Origin of the sequence: Aliifodinibius sp. S!AR15-10, from assembly GCF_031569985.1 — a bacterium.
Classification (GTDB): domain Bacteria; phylum Bacteroidota; class Rhodothermia; order Balneolales; family Balneolaceae; genus JAMQKA01.
In genome coordinates this window covers 1-1,159 of sequence record NZ_JAMQKA010000113.1, presented here as the reverse complement: position 1 = coordinate 1,159, position 1,159 = coordinate 1, and the positions used below count along the sequence as shown (strand labels likewise).

Annotated in this window: 2 protein-coding genes; both read right to left on the bottom strand. The window is 58.9% G+C overall.

Features of this window, described 5'->3' with window-relative positions; all coding sequences use genetic code 11:
* Window positions 1-299, bottom strand: a 299-nt coding sequence (locus NC796_RS26560) for an IS110 family transposase (protein WP_310688914.1), incomplete at its 3' end; no start/stop codon positions are given.
* On the bottom strand, window positions 266-862 hold the full coding sequence (locus tag NC796_RS26555; RefSeq protein WP_310688912.1) for a transposase: 597 nt from the start codon (window positions 860-862) through the stop codon (window positions 266-268). The genes NC796_RS26555 and NC796_RS26560, both read right to left, overlap by 34 nt.
* Window positions 863-1,159 lie beyond the last annotated feature (297 nt).

Here is a 1,159-nt window from a genome sequence, read left to right as displayed (position 1 = left end):
TGGTCCGGATGCTTGGCGACCAATCGCTGGTAGAAGACCCGCAGGGCCCGGTTATGCTGGCTGGCACTGACCGCTGGCATATAGAGGGCCCGTCGGATATGGGCATTGCCCTGTTTGGAGATCTTGCTGGTTCCCTGTCGCTGGCCCGACTGATCCAGCACCACATCGAGTCCGGCGTAGGAGGCCAGCTGGTTGCGGTTGCGAATCAGGGCAAACCCATTGGTCTCGGCGACCACTTGCAGCACGCTTTGGTTGCTGAGACCGGTTATCTGGCCGATGCGCCGGATCGGATCGGCCAAGGCCTGGTCGGACTGCCACAGGGCCTCCAGCTGCTGGAGGGATGGTTCCAGGCCCGGCGGGCCGCATGCCGCCGATTGGTCAGCTGGGTGCGTTGGTCCTGCAGCTGAGTGCGTTCCCGAAGCAATGCTTTGATCTGCCGCAGGCGCGGGGATCCCGGCTGCCACCGCCGGGGACGACGCTCCAGCCCGTAGCGGGCCAGCACGCGGGCGTCGATGGGATCGGTTTTTGATTTGATCGGCAGGCTCTTCGCATAATGTTTGGCCCGGTGGGCCACCAACACGCAGACCGACAGCCCCGCCTGATGCAACCAGTAGGCCAGCTGCTCGTAGTAGACGCCGGTCGCCTCCATGATAAACCAGCAGTCCTCGGGGGCCACCGACTGCGAACGGGCCCATTCCAACAGCGCTTGGAACCCTTCTTCGGTGTTGGGCAAACTCCGGGACCGGCTGAAGCGCAGTTCCCGGTCGGGGCCGGCTGTGCCAATTCGTACTTCCAAGGTATCGGCTGAAACGTCAATGCCCACCGATTGGGCGAGAATATCTTGGGATTCGATCATATTCATCCTATCATAGGTTTGTGTTTACCTTACCATGTGAAATGAGGATTGGCTTTGGGCGTGACTCACGGCAAATACGAGCTCGACCTGCCGGTCGGCTCTTTGTACTGGTTGTGCCTTAAAGCCTGAGGAGAGGGAGCTCAAACCTTTTTTACAGCCTCTTCCACACAGAAGGGCTTCTCACCAGACCACTCTCCATATTATCCTCAGTTGTTTGCTGCCAGCGGTCCCGCTGGCAGCAGGACATGTAACAACCTAAATTATTTAACCTTCCTCAATCCATTGTTAACATATGACTCACCA